The organism is Pseudoalteromonas sp. 10-33, from assembly GCF_001469195.1.
Classification (GTDB): Bacteria; Pseudomonadota; Gammaproteobacteria; order Enterobacterales; family Alteromonadaceae; genus Pseudoalteromonas.
Genome location: NZ_LOFI01000012.1, coordinates 225,089 through 240,800, shown reverse-complemented (window position 1 = coordinate 240,800; position 15,712 = coordinate 225,089). Strand labels below are relative to the sequence as shown.

General features: G+C 39.1%; 13 protein-coding genes. 5 read left to right on the top strand and 8 right to left on the bottom strand.

The window, feature by feature from the left end; all coding sequences use genetic code 11:
• Window positions 1–18: 18 nt before the first annotated feature.
• Window positions 19–3,369 carry a hypothetical protein gene (locus ATS76_RS08950; protein WP_058551850.1) on the bottom strand — a complete coding sequence of 1,117 codons (3,351 nt, stop codon included), beginning with the start codon at window positions 3,367–3,369 and terminating at the stop codon, window positions 19–21.
• Between the two features lie 191 nt (window positions 3,370–3,560).
• On the opposite strand from ATS76_RS08950, the gene ATS76_RS08945 reads away from it, so the two are divergent.
• Window positions 3,561–4,892 (top strand): dicarboxylate/amino acid:cation symporter, encoded by a 1,332-nt coding sequence (locus ATS76_RS08945; RefSeq protein ID WP_010557477.1) that lies wholly within the window; start codon window positions 3,561–3,563, stop codon window positions 4,890–4,892.
• Window positions 4,893–4,969: 77 nt separating this feature from the next.
• On the opposite strand, the gene sohB is transcribed toward ATS76_RS08945, so the two are convergent.
• A complete protein-coding gene (gene sohB, locus ATS76_RS08940; RefSeq protein ID WP_058551849.1) occupies window positions 4,970–5,986 on the bottom strand; it encodes a protease SohB in 1,017 nt (338 codons plus the stop codon).
• Between the two features lie 102 nt (window positions 5,987–6,088).
• Entirely contained in the window at window positions 6,089–8,518 is a 2,430-nt protein-coding gene (locus ATS76_RS08935; protein WP_058551848.1) for a VolA/Pla-1 family phospholipase, read from the bottom strand.
• A 206-nt stretch (window positions 8,519–8,724) separates the two neighbouring features.
• Here ATS76_RS08935 and ATS76_RS08930 point away from each other — a divergent pair, with 206 nt between their 5' ends.
• The gene (locus ATS76_RS08930; protein WP_058551847.1) at window positions 8,725–9,471 is read left to right on the top strand and encodes a YciK family oxidoreductase; all 747 of its coding nucleotides are present in this window, start codon (window positions 8,725–8,727) and stop codon (window positions 9,469–9,471) included.
• A gap of 71 nt (window positions 9,472–9,542) precedes the next feature.
• Here the strand turns inward: ATS76_RS08930 and rluB are convergent, their stop codons facing one another.
• The 4 genes from rluB to ATS76_RS08910 form a co-directional block, all read right to left on the bottom strand.
• Window positions 9,543–10,412 carry a 23S rRNA pseudouridine(2605) synthase RluB gene (rluB, locus tag ATS76_RS08925; protein WP_058404440.1) on the bottom strand — a complete coding sequence of 290 codons (870 nt, stop codon included), beginning with the start codon at window positions 10,410–10,412 and terminating at the stop codon, window positions 9,543–9,545.
• Window positions 10,409–10,999 (bottom strand): SMC-Scp complex subunit ScpB, encoded by a 591-nt coding sequence (gene scpB / locus ATS76_RS08920; RefSeq protein WP_058404439.1) that lies wholly within the window; start codon window positions 10,997–10,999, stop codon window positions 10,409–10,411. Before scpB ends, rluB begins: the two co-directional genes overlap by 4 nt.
• A 339-nt stretch (window positions 11,000–11,338) precedes the next feature.
• Window positions 11,339–11,860, bottom strand: coding sequence for an EF-hand domain-containing protein (locus ATS76_RS08915; RefSeq protein ID WP_058404438.1), 522 nt, complete (start codon window positions 11,858–11,860; stop codon window positions 11,339–11,341).
• A 219-nt stretch (window positions 11,861–12,079) separates the two neighbouring features.
• The gene (locus ATS76_RS08910) at window positions 12,080–12,511 is read right to left on the bottom strand and encodes a hypothetical protein (protein ID WP_058404437.1); all 432 of its coding nucleotides are present in this window, start codon (window positions 12,509–12,511) and stop codon (window positions 12,080–12,082) included.
• 240 nt (window positions 12,512–12,751) lie between these two features.
• On the opposite strand from ATS76_RS08910, the gene xthA reads away from it, so the two are divergent.
• From xthA to ATS76_RS08895, 3 genes are read left to right on the top strand one after another with little or no spacing between them, the layout of a single operon-like run.
• A complete protein-coding gene (gene xthA, locus ATS76_RS08905) occupies window positions 12,752–13,558 on the top strand; it encodes an exodeoxyribonuclease III (RefSeq protein ID WP_058551846.1) in 807 nt (268 codons plus the stop codon).
• A 5-nt stretch (window positions 13,559–13,563) separates the two neighbouring features.
• Complete coding sequence (locus ATS76_RS08900; RefSeq protein WP_058551845.1) at window positions 13,564–14,211, top strand: energy-coupling factor ABC transporter permease; 648 nt, start codon at window positions 13,564–13,566, stop codon at window positions 14,209–14,211.
• A complete protein-coding gene (locus ATS76_RS08895; RefSeq protein WP_058551844.1) occupies window positions 14,208–15,005 on the top strand; it encodes a putative RNA methyltransferase in 798 nt (265 codons plus the stop codon). The genes ATS76_RS08900 and ATS76_RS08895 overlap by 4 nt, the downstream gene beginning before the upstream one ends.
• Before the next feature lie 16 nt (window positions 15,006–15,021).
• Here ATS76_RS08895 and yfbV read toward each other — a convergent pair whose 3' ends face one another.
• Window positions 15,022–15,468, bottom strand: a complete 447-nt coding sequence (yfbV, locus tag ATS76_RS08890) for a terminus macrodomain insulation protein YfbV (protein ID WP_058404433.1) — start codon at window positions 15,466–15,468, stop codon at window positions 15,022–15,024.
• Window positions 15,469–15,712 lie beyond the last annotated feature (244 nt).

Sequence of the window (15,712 nt, the reverse complement as noted above, 5' to 3'; positions counted from 1 at the left end):
GGCATTTTTTACGAAAACTTAAACATCATCAAAAATTGTGATGCCTCTCGAGACGGTTTTACTAGCCCCTAGTTGGTTTTCAAATTCAAAAGTAATACTTAGAACCCCACTTGTTTGGTCGTTACCGTCAGTCTCTCGTGAAATTAATACATCCGAGTACATAGGCTTATCTGTATTGGTATTCGGTATCGTTTCACTGTGACTAATGATTGACAGATCGCCATTACTCGTCGTTAAAGATACCACTGTGTTTGCAGGTAATGGATTGCCAAATTCATCAGTATAATGAATACGAACAGCCATTGATGTTAAACCAATGTCTACAGTGAGTGTTTCAGGGTCTGTTTCATCAGGGTCATTAGGATCGAAATCAGGATTATCGATTTCGACATTATTAACCGATAAGTCGATAGCAGCAACATCACAACGCTGAGATACATCCGACTCCTCTAACTCTACAAATGTTCTGTTACCAGAGACTGAACTTGAACAATCAGCGGGCACAAATACTTCAAATGGCGCTGGTAATGCATCCGTTTTAACAACAGAGAAACGCACGTAGGGTTCATCACCTGACATAACTAATTCAATGTTTTTACGAACCTCAACCAACTCGCGCGAACATTCACCGGCAGCATTTGCAGCTTCACTACATAATAAACCATTGTATAGGCCGTCAGCGGCATCGTAAATTCCGTCATTGTCTAAATCACGCCACGTTTCGTTATGTCCACCACGCGAGTTTAACTCTGAACAAGCATCTGTTACTGGATCGTAATCATCGCCGCGAGCATCGCTACAATCCGCTTTATCAAAGCTGTTGTTTTCATTGTGGTCAATAAAGGCTTCAGGTAAATCATAACTTGCGTAGTATTCACCTATATCGAATAAACCATTCGTACGTTTTACGCCATCAGACGATTGTTCATCTACGAAGTTCTCTTGGCCTTTGGTAACTGCAAGCACACTTACGCGCCCACCCATTACTACGCCATTTTCGTCATTTTTAGCGCGTGTAATACCATTAATACACGGTGCAGCTGCACCGAAGTATGGGTCACAGTTAATTTGGCCTGTTTTAGGGTTTATACCTTCAGTTGTCGACGCATTCCCATCAATTTCACCGATTCTATTACCCCATTTGTAATCTTCGAATGGGCGGTCGCCCTGTGAGCGCCACGTGACGACACAAGTAGCGTCATTTGTTTTACATGTTTCTTCGTTACTTGACGAACCAACTACGCCTGCCTCTGAAAGAACCGTTGCCTCTACTCCATCGCCGTTGTAATTATTAAACTGATCACCAAAAAATACAGTTAAATCAGTAATAATACCGTTGTAGTAAAGTGAATTAGTATTAAATGTAGTTGGGCTTAAATCAAAACTGTTTTGATCAGTCACACCTGAAGCAAGTGTAAGCTGCGCAGAAACAGAACTAATTTGTTCAGAAAGTGGAATTAAATTTAATGTACCTTCAGGGCAAATTTCATTGCCAGGATCAGTTTGACACAATTCAAAGTCATCAACCCAACACGTTAAATCATCACCTTCGGGCAGTGCTTTAACATCTTCTTTAGATACATAACACGCTTTAACAACTAAAGGCCCCGGCACAATACCTGAGGTTACAGTCGTTTGAACTAGCCCTTCATTATCGGTATTGCCACTGGTAAGCGTTAAATTTGCAGCGCCCACTGAATCAGTTAATTTAAAATCTATTCGTTGCTGAGAAGACGCTATATTATCAGCATCAAGTAATTTAAACGTAACGATTGATTGCGTTGGTAAACCACCTTCGCCTGGTGGTAATGCTATAAATGTCTCGCTTACATCTACAAATTGAATAGATTGTACTGCAGAGCTTTCTACTGGAATAACCGTTGATTCAGTAAAGTTTTGTCCGCCTGTTTCAACCGTAATTGTTACATCATCGTCAATGTTACAACCTGTTGCTCTGTAGGTTGCTGTAGCAATACCATTTGACGATTTTACGCTGTCATCAATTACAGACTCACCGGCAACTGCACAGGTAGAGCTAAATTCAACGTCAGTAGCCGTTAAATATAAGTTTCCATTTTCGTCTGTAAGCGTTACTTCAATGACAGTACTACCACCTGCTTTAAGTGGTATTACACTACCGTCATCATTGGTATTCAATCCGTTATCAACGCTAAGCGTTAAGTTTGCAATACCTACTGCAAAATTTAACGATGCACTTTCATCTAGAGCCGTTGCCGTAACAGTTCCTGCCCCACCGGTATTACCTGGCTGAAGTTTTAATAGTGCAATACCAAAGTTATCAGTTAAAGCAGTACCCGAAGAAGGTAGAATTGTACCTAAATTAGTTTCAATATTTACAAGCGCGTTTTTACTGCCTTCGCCACTTTGCTCGTTAGTGACCTCGACAAATAATTCACCCAATTCAGAAGATGAAATGCTGTTGGTTACAGTACAACCAGACGCTACAGATAACGGATCTAATTTAACATTGCTGCGGTTATCATCCCAATCCGCATTACAACCTGTAAGTAGTTTTATGGAAACTGAAAATTGCGCTTCATCTTGCGCAGCCCCATCACCCGATGAGTAAAAAACAGCTGTATTACTTACGTTTGTACCACTTGCTGGAGCATAACTAGCTACAACTTGGCCTGCACCTGTTGCTACACCACTACCTAATGTGACGCGTGCTTCACCCGAGTCATCTGTGATTGCAGTGCCAAGCTCAGGCGTTATAACACCTGTAAAATTAGTGCCAAAAGAAATAAGCTTATCTGCAACTGCTACACCATCTGATTTTAACGTTGCAACAACAACACCGGTATTATCTGCCGTGACTGGGTTTGTACTGGTGAATTTTTCACCATTTCGGTCAACAATTTTGACTTCTAATGTTGTTGAACCACTCACGCCAGTATCGTCACCTTGACCACCCGTTGACTGAAATGCAAATGTGGCTGTATATGTTTCATCATCGCCATTATATGTGGCAATAACTTCACCAGCACCCGCCTCTGAGCCTGCACTTAATTCGATTGTTGCTATACCATCATTTTGCGTCAGCGCTGAATCAGGGTTTAAACCCCCAATATCATCGGCCAACGTGAAAGTGATGCGTTTGCCAGCAACAACAGCGCCATCATTGTCTTTTAGGGTTGCACGTAAATCTAACGACGCAGTATTTGTGACAGTATTTGATTGCGTTGCGTCTGCTTGAGAGAACCCTTGAAGCGTTAATGTATAGGTTGTTGTGTCTGTGTCTGTATCAGTGCCACCAACTGTACCGCTTTTTTCAATTGATCCACCGCCACCACAGGCTGTGAGTAATAAACTGAGCAATGAAATGCCAAGTAGTCGCATTAAAGGCATGAACCTCTCCCTAGCGTTGTTATTATTAACAATATGTTGTTTACCTCATATTAACCTATAACTTAGTCTAAAATCACAGTTTTTTATTACTTTTTTGTACAAAAATATTTCGTGTAAATACTAATTTTTTCTGTAGTAAATAATTTCTTACTGGTAGTCTATGGCAAATTTATAAAAAGTAGATTCGGTGTATGTCAAAAATCGGTACGTTAAGTTTAACTACTCGCATCATGATTGGTATGGTGCTCGGTGTTACAGTTGGTTTTATATTTCAAGCAATCTTAGCTGGCCAAGACGATTATCTAATCCCTCTTGGGTTATTCTCTTTGCCAATTAAAGCATTTTTTGTTGACGGTATTTTTCATGTCGGCGGTCAAATATTTATTGCTAGCCTTAAAATGCTCGTTGTTCCTCTTGTTTTTGTGTCGTTGGTATGTGGAACCTGCAGCTTAAGCGACCCAAAAAAATTAGGCCGTTTAGGTGGTAAATCAATTGGGCTGTATTTAATTACAACAGCGATAGCCATAACCGTGGCTATGACTCTTGCCTTATTATTTAACCCAGGTGAAGGCATTGGCTTGCCATCTCAGGCAAGTTACGATGCAAAAGAAGCCCCAACCCTTGCGCGCGTTATTATTGATATGTTTCCTACTAATCCTTTTGAAGCGATGGCAAAAGGTAACATGTTGCAAGTAATTGTGTTTGCATTGCTATTTGGTATTGCTATGGCTTTAAGTGGCTCAGCAGGTAAACGTGTTGCAGCTGTTTTTGAAGATTTGAACACCGTTATCTTAAAGTTAGTAACGTTACTCATGAACATTGCCCCTTACGGTGTGTTCTTTTTGATGGCCAAACTATTTACTACCATTGAACTTAATTTGATTGTAAGTTTAGCTAAATACTTTGGTGTTGTTGTATTAGCGCTATTGTTTCATGCCTTTGTAAACTACACCTTATTATTAAAACTCCTTACCGGCTTAAACCCTGCTACTTTCTTAGCAAAAATGAAACACACGTGTTTATTTGCCTTTAGTACATCAAGCTCTAGTGCAACCATGCCAATAACACTTGAGACAGCAACTAAAAAGTTAGGTGCCAGTAATTCTGTAGCTTCATTTACTATTCCGCTAGGTGCAACCATTAATATGGACGGCACTGCAATCATGCAGGGTGTGGCTACGGTATTTATTGCACAAGTTTTTGCCGTTGATTTAACGGTGTCAGATTACTTAATGGTAATTTTGACAGCCACACTTGCGTCCGTCGGTACGGCAGGTGTACCTGGGGTTGGTTTAATAATGCTTGCGATGGTGCTTAATCAAGTGGGCTTGCCGGTAGAGGGCATTGCCATAATTATTGGTGTAGATAGACTGTTGGATATGACTCGCACCGCTGTCAATGTTACAGGCGATTGTATGGTTACCTGTGCAGTTGCTAAAAGCGAAGGTGAGTTAGATGAAACTATATTTAACGACCCTAATGCCGCAAAAGATTTAGAAGATTACCATAAGTCAATTGACTAATTGCCATGCATTTTATGGTGTAAAAAAACCCTGATAATTATCAGGGTTTTTTATGCTTAACATTTTTGTACGAACATCTACGGGTTTAGCGATTTAAACTTAGATATTAAGTTTAACCCTATTTTATTTACGCCACTACTTAGCCCAAGCGCAAATTTATCGCTTAGTCCTTTTTTTACTTTGTACTTAACCTTATAAATTTGACGTTCGTATTGCTGTTCAAGTAATGCATCGTCACTTGTTTTAATAACGTCAACTAGGCCTTTGTCTATTGCCTGTGTTGCAAACCAATGCTCACCCGTTGCAACTTGGTCTATATCTAAACTCGGACGCTGTGAACTAACAAAGGTTTTAAATAAATCATGCGTTTGTTCTATTTCATCACGAAACTTTTCACGTGCTTTGTCTGTGTTCTCACCAAAAAGAGTTAAAGTTCGTTTAAACTCACCTGCAGTAATTTGTTCAAACTCAATATCATTTTTTTTCAAAATTTTATTAAAATTTGGAATTTGCGCTATTACGCCAATAGACCCAACTATAGCAAAAGGTGCTGCTAATATTTCATCAGCAACACAAGCCATCATGTAACCACCACTCGCTGCTACTTTATCAATAGACACACTCAGCGGTATACCTGCCGATTTAATGCGCTGCAATTGCGATGCAGCAAGCCCATAACCATGTACTACCCCGCCGCCACTTTCCAAGCGAATTAGGACTTTATCTTTTTTAGGATCTGCAATTGAAATGATTGCTGTAATTTCTTCTCTTAAACTTTCAACTTCATGAGCATCCATACTCCCAATGAAGTCAATAACATAAAGACGAGGTTTTACACCTTCTTTTTCTGACTTTTTGTCGAGCGCTTTACGCTCTTTATCGTGCACTTTAAGTTCTTTTTTACTTAATGTATTTTGTAAAAAATCTTCTTTAAGCTCACTCAGCTGAGCCGATACATCATCAATTTGTATTTCACCCTTTTTTGCTTTTGGCTTTACAGCAGCGCCAACAAGCATCATTAAAATAAGTCCTACCGCGATAACAAAGGTAACTGTTTTGGCAAAAAACAAACCGTATTCGTATAAAAATTCCAACTGATTTCTCCGATTTTAAATTTACGCTAATTTATCATGCTTTTAAGCAAAAAAAAGCCACTTTAAAGTGGCTTTGTATTAGATATATTTTAGAGCATATGCTTAGTCAGTAACAACATCACTGTTTGTTACTAATAACATACGACCGCGAGTAGCTAAATAAACAGCAACTTGCATTTGCATTTCAGCATTTGCAGCAGCACTACCCTCTGCAGTAGATGACTGAGCAGCATCTTGTGCAGGTGTCAAAATAGAACCATGATGGCCCCTAGAAAATTTAACTAAGTAGCTAGATGGTGTTTCTGTCATTGCCTGCGTTGTGCTTACTGTTTCTAATCCCATAAAATTAGCAAGTGGAATTGTGCCAGAAATAGGATTGTTAGCAGCCATTGGTGGAATAACTTGATCTGGCTTGTTTTCACCGCCGTCACCCACTACCACATTAGTATAAACAGGTGTACCCAACGCTTGTACCGCTGCTGCGTAATTAGTTGGGTCACCACTGTCTAATGCTGTTTGAGAAGCAAACGCAAACTGCGTAAACACGCCTTGAATGTTAGTAAGCTTGGCTGTTTCACCTGCCGTTGTAATAGACGCAATGTATTCGTTATAACCACACGTTAAGTATGCTTCCATATCGGGTAGTGTAGCGCCACAGTTAGAAACTGCATCACCTTGCAAGAAAGCATTAAACTCATCAGCTTCAGTTGTACCAGCTTGAGAAAGTACAGAGCCTTGAATAAACGGGCCAAATGCTGCTGATTCTAATAAGAAGCTAGCAATACCGCCACCGCCACTTGCAAGAGCCACTGTGTTTACATTAAATAATGGGTCAACAGTCGGCGCTAATGGATTATTAGCCTGTGCAATAAACGCAGGAGCAACAATAGAGCCTAGTGAATGTCCAATGTAAGTAACATCTTGGCTGTTAATAGTTGCATCTTGCAAAAAGTTTAAACCTAAACGTAAACCTAATAAATCTGCTGCAGATTGGCGCAAACTATCACGTGCAACTAATAAAGAACTTAAATTCATGTAACTAAGTACTGAACCGGTTGTTGCATTAAAGTCGTCGTTACCATCACCGTCAACATCTACACCACGTTCACCATGACGAGGATGATCAATTGCAACCGTTGCAAAACCTTGAATAGAAAGCTGAGCAGTTAATGCAAGCATACTTTCTTTGTTGGTTGTAATACCATGTTGCATCATAACAACAGGCCAACCACCTTCAGGCATTTCAATTGCAGGTAACTGTAACTGCGCACGCACACCGTTAATAATTGGTAAAATTGGCTTAGTCATTTGTACTGGCACATTAGCCATGCTTTGTACTTTAGGAATTGAGTTATATTTTGTTAAATGACGTGTGCTATCTATACCTAAATCACGTAACTTTCCGCCACTCAGTGCTGAACATAACCCATCATTTTCACTGATAGGATCAGTTGGAAATGCATCACCTGCAACTGCTTTGTAACCCTGAAGAGCTACAGCGTTATCACACATACCTTGCCAATATGTGTCGTTTAAATCGCTAATGTCTGTGCCTGTTGGCGTACCAAGGTACATAGGTAACATAATGCTACCTTTTTGATATTGAACGCCTGAAAACGCAGCCGATACCGTTACACCCTGAGATGCAAACACTTGTTGCACATTAACCATTGGTTGTTCAGGAACTTGAAGTGCAGGTGTAGGCAAACCGTCGTTCTGTAAACTTGCAGCCAATAGATTTTTTATTGTGCCAAGTACCGGACCCGCTGACTGAATTGTCATTGCGCCGGAGAAAATAATATCTTCTTTTGAAATATCACCAGAGCTTACAACTACATTCTCGTAACTATTTACAGCACCTTGTAATGCCAGTTGAGAGTCGGTAATTAATGGCGCTTCTTGTTTCACTAAACCATAAGTAGATGATGGTGCAATAGAGCGACCCATTGAATCTTTAAGACCCGTAGTTAGAACGTTAATGTACGAACTACCTGCCTTAAAAGGCTTAAGAGGAATAATCGCAACGGCATTTCCAGAAGCTTGAGTAACAAAATCAACACCAAATGTTAATTCACCTACTAGCTTACAAGCAGCGCCTGCTGGAGCAACAGAACACTCTGCATCTGTTAAGCTTGCACCCATTATTACTTCAAAAATTCTTACGCTGCCTGGTGTTCCAGCTGACGCTTCGTCAAGAGATACAGTGGGTGGAAATGTCAAATCAACTTTATAAGGAACCTGAGACGACCAGCCGTCAAGTGCACCTAGCGCAAGCTGAGGGTCAGCATAAGCTGCTCTTGGGATAGATACATTATCGTCATCTAGCTCACCCGGAATGTTTAAAGTACCATCTTGGGTGCCGCTCATTAATAAATCGTTGGGAACAGAAATCACACCGTTGGCGGGGTCAAAGCTAACCGTGGCCATGGGTACTACTGTAGCGGTTTCATTCTTAACATCTTCTAACGTTTCTCCGCCGCCACAACCTGCTAAAGCAGCAGTGACAGAGAGTGAAAGTAGCATTTTCTTCATATTGGTGACTCCGAACATATTTTATTTTTATAGTGTGTTTAATCAGTGTATCAAGTTAAAACAATGTAATCAGATTATTAATGAGACATTAGACCAGTTAAACTTAACGTAAAGTTTCTTTTTTCGCCACCTAATTTTTCAATAAATTCGATTACTTGTCGATTTGCTATGTTAAAATCAAAAAAAATCTATCAATTGGTACTTTTATGCACACTTATCAAGCAGCTGAAAATGCATTAAACGATAAAGTTATTTTAATCACCGGCGCGGGCGATGGTATTGGCCGAGTAGCGGCTATTACTTATGCCAAACATGGTGCTACAGTCATTTTATTAGGTAAAACAACAAATAAACTTGAATGCGTATACGATGAAATTGTGAATGCCGGATATCCTAAACCTGCAATTGTACCAATGGACTTAAAGGGCGCGACAAAACAAAATTATCGTGATCTTGCTGCGACTATTGAAAATCAGTTTGGCCGTTTAGACGGGCTTCTAAATAATGCAGGCATACTTGGCTCTCTTGGGCCACTAGAGCATTTTTGTTCATCTACGTTTGAGAACATCATGAAAGTTAATGTGACAGCTCAAGCAATGATCACCAAAGCATTATTCCCCGTAATGCGTAAATCAGACAACGCGTCTATTGTTTTCACCTCATCAGGTGTTGGTCGAAAAGGCCGTGAGTTTTGGGGGCCCTATGCCATCTCTAAGTTTGCAGTTGAAGGTATGATGCAAACGTGGGCTTGTGAAGTAGGTAAAACAAACATTCGCGTAAACTGTATTAATCCAGGCGCCACACGTACATCAATGCGCGCATCGGCATACCCGGGTGAAGATAGAGATAAGTTGGCAACGCCTGAAAGCATAATGCCTACTTACTTATATTTAATGAGTGATGATTCAACTGCAGTCAATGGCGAGTCATTAGATGCACAAATAAAAAAGTAACAGGTATTAATTTTTAATAGCCTAAATAAAAAAAGCCGCAACAATGCGGCTTTTTTATGAACGTTAAAATGTTACTTACGTTTAGTCGACTTAACACGTTGATTGTGCTTTTTAACCGCTTTTCTAATTTGATTAATTTTAGCGCGTTTGTCTTTACGTTTCTCTGGCATAACTGAAAGTTTAGTTTGCGTTTCACGACCTAACTTAACCGTTTTACGTAAATAGTTAACGGTATCTAAGTCGTATTCAACCCAACCACCTTGTGGAACGCGCTTGTCGAGCTCTAACTTACCGTAACGAATACGGATAAGACGCGACACTTCAACATCTTGAGATTGCCACAAACGACGAACTTCGCGGTTACGCCCTTCATTTAACGTTACATTGAACCAACGGTTAATTCCTTCACCACCTAGTGGTTTAATATTCGTGAACTTTGCAGGACCATCTTCAAGTTCTACGCCACGCATCAAGTTTTTAAGTGTTTCGTTTGTTACTTCACCAAACACACGCGAGGAATATTCACGCTCAACTTCATAACTTGGGTGCATTAAACGATTTGCTAATTCACCATCATTAGTAAACAACATTAAACCAGATGTATTTACATCGAGTCGGCCTACAGCTATCCAACGATCGCCATCAATACGAGGTAGTCTGTCAAATACAGTACGACGACCTTCAGGGTCTTTGCGTGTACTCAATTCTCCCTCTGGTTTGTTGTACATTATCACACGACAAATTCTGTCTGCTTTCTCTTCAATTTTTACGGTATGACCGTCTACTCGAATTAAATCGGTTTCTTCAACGCGGTCACCTAATTTAGCGACTTTGCCATTAACACTAACGCGGTTTGCGTCAATGTATTTTTCCATTTCACGGCGCGAGCCTACACCAGCTCTGGCTAGGACTTTTTGTAACTTTTCACCTTGTACATTCATTCGGATGGTTCTCTCACAGAAGGATCACTTAATAACTGGTCTATTTTACTTTCTTGTTGCGCAGGTAACGCAGGTAAGTTTTCTAAACCCGTTAATGAAAAATAATCTAAAAATTGTTTAGTCGTGGCGTATAAAGCGGGTTTACCCGGTACCTCTTTATGCCCTACGACTTTAACCCACTCTCTTTCGAGTAAAGTTTTAATTATATTCGAACCCGTTGTTACCCCTCTTACTTGCTCAATTTCGCCACGTGTAATGGGTTGACGATAGGCAATAAGTGATAGTGTTTCCAATAAAGCACGTGAGTATTTAGGCGCTCGTTCTTGCCAAAGGTTACTCAACCAAGGACTTAAACTGCTACACGCTTGAAATCGATAACCACTGCCCACTTCAACAAGGCGGATGCCACGGGTTTGAAAATGTGTTTGTATCGTTTCTATGGCATGGTTTATTCGTGACATAGAAATTGCAATATCCATTAAAACAGTGTCTTTAATATGGCGTTTACTTATGGGTTTGTCTGCAACAAAAATTGCAGCTTCAATGATTTCAACTAACTGCTCATCACTAATTCGCCGCCCAGCCATATACACTCTTAATAAATAAAAATACACAGCCATCTATTATGACAGAATAAGCACTAACTAGGAAAATATATCTGGTAATTTTATTAGGTCTGTTATCTTTACAAATGAAGATGGGTTTAAATTAGGGGTTGTTTAATTCGGCGCGAAGTTTGTAACTTGGTGGGCTCGATAACGGCTCCTGTGTTATAGCCAATTTATAGGGAATAACCACACTAAGCATGCCTAAATACCAAACAGATTGCTGCAAGTTCAACCTGTAAAGATAAGCGCTTCCTGAGCTTTACCCATAAAAAAAGCCAGTTACTATAACTGGCTTGCTGTTTTAAAACTAAATCACAGTTAGCTGTGTTTAATTACTTTTAATGCATCATCTTCAGCTACGGCTTTACCATATTTCTTTATGTAACCCGTAAACTCGTTTTTACTAATTCGTTTATCTTTGTTTTTGTCCATGTAACCAAAGTGGTTAGAAATATCGTCGTCGTTACCTTCAACAACTGATATGTAACCATTACTGTCGTTATCTAAACTTGCGAAGCTACTTTCAATTTTATCAAACTTAGCAATATTTGCTTTAAAAGCTGATTCGCTCACATCACTGTCAGTAGCAACTTTACCAGTATTTAATTGCATGTAGGCATTAAATTCCTTACGACTAATTTCTTCATCCATATTGGTGTCGATATTAGAAAAATGCCCCCAAATATTATCATCGTCAGCTTCAACTTTTGAGATGAAACCGTCACTATCGTTGTCTAGACTTGCAAAGTCGCTATCTATTTTATCAAGACCTTGATTAGACGCACAAGCCGCTAAACTTAATGTTGCTAGGATAGTTGTTGCTAATGTTAACTTTTTCATAAGACGTGTCCTTCGTTGTTAGTAAATGCCACAATAACTAATACAAGTCTAATGCCAAAATGAAATAAATATAAATTTCAATAACTTGCAAATTGACCGTATGTTTTTCATTCTATTTCAATACGTTAGCCTTGAAACCTTTTCAATCAACCTTGTAAATTTTGCAAAAAAAAAGCCCAGCTTTAAAAGCTGGGCTCTCGTTAATTCTTGTTGTACTAATTAAATTGCAGCATTTTGGTAACGCTTAACAAAATCAGTAACTTTTTGACCATTACATTTTAGCGAGTTTAAGTTACCGATTTTTTGACGTACTGGCGCTAAACCCTGCTTTAGTGCAGTCATACATAGTTGAGTTTCTTGTTGAGCGTCTTTAGCAAACACTTCTACTTTGTTTTCAATTATGTTGTTTGTTGAATCTTTTTTTGCAATATCGCGAATATCTTGACCGTTACACATAATGCTTTGTGAAAAGCGCGATAAGTAAACGTTGTGCTTCGCTGCTAATTTACGTGCCGCAGAAAAACCTTCGTTTGCGCTTAATACACACAATTTAGACTCAATTGAGTTGTCTTGACTAAAGTAAGTGTTACTTTGAGCTGAAACAGAAGAAGATACTAATAATGTTGCCGCTAAAAATAATTGTGCTTTCATGAGAGATCCTATGTGAACGAGTTTGCCAATGAATTTCCGCGCATTATATAGCCAATATTGTGCAGATCAATTGAATTTTTTATTTATTTTATAAATTAATACAACATTAACAATGTTTAAACTTTCACCAGCATTTGATCAACATTTGCGCAGCTATTTTGTCATTTCAGACATGTTATATAAGCTAAATTACTGATACAATTTACCATTAATATAAGCACTAATTTAAAGGTAAATCGAATGAAAGTGATTTCTTTCAATATCAATGGTCTGCGTGCTCGTCTTCACCAATTACAAGCTGTTATTGATAAACATCAACCAGACGTAATTGGCTTACAAGAAATTAAAGTTCATGATGAAGCGTTTCCATTAGACGATGTTCAAAAAATGGGTTACCACGTCTACTTTCATGGTCAAAAAGCACATTACGGCGTAGCTATGTTATGCAAAAAAGAGCCAAAATCGGTCTTAAAAGGGTTTGCTACCGACACAGATGAGTCGCAGAAGCGCATGATCAGTGTCACTATTGAACAAGATAACGGCCGCGACATTACAGTTATGAATGGTTATTTCCCGCAAGGCGATAACATTAGCCACGAAACTAAATTCCCGTATAAACGCCAATTTTATAAAGATTTGATGACCCACTTAAATACACACCTCTCTCCCGAACAAGATGTGGTTGTTATGGGTGACATAAATATATCCCCCACAGACCTAGACATAGGTATTGGCGATGTAAACGCTAAACGCTGGTTAAAAACAGGTAAGTGCTCTTTCCAGCCAGAAGAACGTCAATGGCTAGCAGCACTTCTAGATTGGGGGTTCAAAGATACATTCAGAGAACTCTATCCTGAGGTGAACGATCAATATTCTTGGTTTGATTACCGCTCTAAAGGCTTTTTAGATAACCGCGGCCTGCGAATTGATGTTGTACTTGCAACTCAATCACTTGCTGAGCGTTGCACCGAGTCGGGAATAGATTATGAGCTTCGCGCGATCGAAAAGCCATCAGATCATGCACCTATTTGGTCAACGTTTAAGTAACTATAATGCTAAGTATAGAAACACAAGGGCTTATGTGGGCTATTGTACTCGCAATTGCGATTTTCAGTTTTGACAAAAACACCTATAAGTCGCTTTATGGAACCCCAGCTAGACAGACAGGCGTATTAGCCTGTGCCCTTGTGTTTGCATTACTTTGGCGCATTAAAGCCGGTATTTTAACCGGCCTAGACTTACATATACTGGGTATTACCGCAGCTACATTAATAGTGGGCTGGCGGCTAGCCATTTTGAGTAGCCTGCTAGCAAGTGCTTTACTACTGGCATTTGGACACGTTGATATTGACCTTTTACCTGTGCAAATATTAATTGGTGCTTTTATACCTATATTGCTGAGTTATTTAAGTTTTATTTTATGCTATCACTATTTACCGCGGCATTTTTTTGTATATATATTTGTTTGTGCTTTTATAACTGCAGGGTTTATAGCATGTATCAAAATAAGTTTGGGTGCCCTCTTTTATTTCTCTTTAGGCCAGTACAATTGGCCAGAACTTGCAGACAATTACGTTTATTTAAGTGCTATAATTTGGTTTCCAGAAGCCATGTTAAATGGAATGGCTATCACTATCTTAATCACGTACCGTCCCCATTGGGTTAAAACTTTTTACGACAAGGACTACCTTGACTCATGAGTCTTGAATATCAATGCCCTTTATGTAGCAAATCGCTATCACACTCTTTAAATTCGCTGCGTTGTGAAAACAATCATAGTTTTGACTTTGCTAAAGAAGGCTACGTTAACTTACTCCCTGTTCAAAACAAAAACTCTAAACAGCCCGGTGACTCACTTGAAATGGTACAGGCAAGACGTACTTTTTTAGAGCAAGGCTATTATGCGTTTTTACAACAAGCACTCAGCGATATTGTCAGCCGTTTACAAGGTAATAATATTATTGATTTAGGGTGCGGTGAAGGGTTTTACACTCATGCTATTGCAGATAACACACAAGCAAATATTTATGGTGTAGATATTTCAAAGTCAGCTATTAAATATGCCGCAAAGCGATATGCTCATTGCCATTTTAGTGTGGCTTCAATCAGCCAGGCACCATTTAAAAAAGAGTTTGCTGATATACTGATAAGTGTATTTGCGCCTTTATTTTCTAAAGAGCTTGATAGACTCGCTAAACCAAATGCCACACTTGTGGTCGCAAGCCCGGGCCCATGGCATTTAAAAGAGTTAAAAGCTTATATTTACCAAACAGTAAACGAGCATACGAAAGTAGATGTACCTGAGGGTTTTACTGAAACTCACCAAGATTTAATCACTGAGCAAGTTACACTGAGTATTAATGATGTTAAAAACCTAATTATGATGACACCGTTTGCGTGGAAATTTAGACCTGAACATTGGCAGGCCCTAGAAGAAAAAGGTGACCACCTAGTGACTTTGTCATTTTATATTACGCAATTTAAGAAAGCATGATTAACGCTAGCGTTTATTAAAACTGTTCTTTAGTAAACGCTTTATCCATTTTTTCAAACATATCTTTAAGTAAATGCGCTAATTCTAAATAGCGAGGCTTCTTTTCACTTAGTTTGGCTTGATACCCATTAGCGACCATTTTTGTGTGAAGCTCTTTGTACCAGTTTTGCATAACAGGGTCTAGTGGTGTTTGCGCACGTTTCCCTAGCCATAATAAACCTTGCAAAGGTAGTGAGATGAAGAATAATGCACTGGCAATAGCTTGAGGTAAAAAATCAGGCCCCAAATAATTAAGTTGAAAAAACAACGTTAACATAGCAAGTATCGGCATAACCGTGATAGCCAGTTCTGTTGCTTTAATAACTCTGAACTCACTAAACAACGGAGCGAGCTCTTTTCGCATTGGCCATTGTTTTGCGTACTGTCGGCCAATTTGAACTTGTGACATCACACTTTTTTGCATCACGACTCCTCACATTAACTTTATTCAATATATAAATGAGCTTGCGCTCAATAAATTGTAACACAAATTCATATGGTTTCACTTAATCAGTAAAAGTGCTTAATTTTGCTGTTAAATTGTGCAAAACACTAAACTAAGTACAGCAAATGGTTTAAAATAAAAGCCTAAAGTAGCTTATTGATAGCCTTACTTAATAACCCACTTTAGCCGCTTTATTAATATATTAGTGTAACAAAATAGCTTA

What these genes read in the sequence shown, in the direction of transcription:
- yfbV (WP_058404433.1), bottom strand. Translation starts at nt 15,468, where the DNA reads ATGCAAAAAAGTGTGATGTCACAAGTTCAAATTGGCCGACAGTACGCA.
- ATS76_RS08910 (WP_058404437.1), bottom strand. Translation starts at nt 12,511, where the DNA reads ATGAAAGCACAATTATTTTTAGCGGCAACATTATTAGTATCTTCTTCT.
- scpB (WP_058404439.1), bottom strand. Translation starts at nt 10,999, where the DNA reads ATGGCTGGGCGGCGAATTAGTGATGAGCAGTTAGTTGAAATCATTGAA.
- ATS76_RS08915 (WP_058404438.1), bottom strand. Translation starts at nt 11,860, where the DNA reads ATGAAAAAGTTAACATTAGCAACAACTATCCTAGCAACATTAAGTTTA.
- xthA (WP_058551846.1), top strand. Translation starts at nt 12,752, where the DNA reads ATGAAAGTGATTTCTTTCAATATCAATGGTCTGCGTGCTCGTCTTCAC.
- ATS76_RS08945 (WP_010557477.1), top strand. Translation starts at nt 3,561, where the DNA reads ATGTCAAAAATCGGTACGTTAAGTTTAACTACTCGCATCATGATTGGT.
- ATS76_RS08950 (WP_058551850.1), bottom strand. Translation starts at nt 3,369, where the DNA reads ATGCCTTTAATGCGACTACTTGGCATTTCATTGCTCAGTTTATTACTC.
- ATS76_RS08900 (WP_058551845.1), top strand. Translation starts at nt 13,564, where the DNA reads ATGCTAAGTATAGAAACACAAGGGCTTATGTGGGCTATTGTACTCGCA.
- rluB (WP_058404440.1), bottom strand. Translation starts at nt 10,412, where the DNA reads ATGAATGTACAAGGTGAAAAGTTACAAAAAGTCCTAGCCAGAGCTGGT.
- ATS76_RS08930 (WP_058551847.1), top strand. Translation starts at nt 8,725, where the DNA reads ATGCACACTTATCAAGCAGCTGAAAATGCATTAAACGATAAAGTTATT.
- ATS76_RS08935 (WP_058551848.1), bottom strand. Translation starts at nt 8,518, where the DNA reads ATGAAGAAAATGCTACTTTCACTCTCTGTCACTGCTGCTTTAGCAGGT.
- ATS76_RS08895 (WP_058551844.1), top strand. Translation starts at nt 14,208, where the DNA reads ATGAGTCTTGAATATCAATGCCCTTTATGTAGCAAATCGCTATCACAC.